General features: G+C 57.0%; 1 protein-coding gene. It reads left to right on the top strand.

Features of this window, described 5'->3' with window-relative positions:
* On the top strand, positions 1 to 265 hold a 265-nt coding region (locus SB847_RS21340; RefSeq protein WP_410578651.1), incomplete at both ends, for an NUDIX domain-containing protein.

Here is a 265-nt window from a genome sequence, read left to right as displayed (position 1 = left end):
CTACCGGCTGCTGGAGGAGCAACAGCTGCTCGACCAGTACCGGCAGGCATGGTCCCAAGCTCCCTATCCGCCCATCTTTGTGACCGTGAACGCAGTGGTAGTGCAATCCGGTCACGTGTTGCTAGTGAAGCGCAATGCGTCACCTGGGAAAGGCTTATTTGCGCTCCCGGGGGGCTTTATTAACCCACATGAACGGTTGTTGGATGCCTGCTTGCGAGAGCTGCGTGAGCGGCTGCGTTTAAAAGTACCAGAGCCGGTATTGAAG

This window comes from Bacillus sp. SIMBA_026 (genome assembly GCF_046535335.1).
Classification (GTDB): Bacteria; Bacillota; Bacilli; order Bacillales; family Bacillaceae; genus Bacillus; species Bacillus velezensis.
This window is presented reverse-complemented; position numbering and strand designations above follow the sequence as displayed.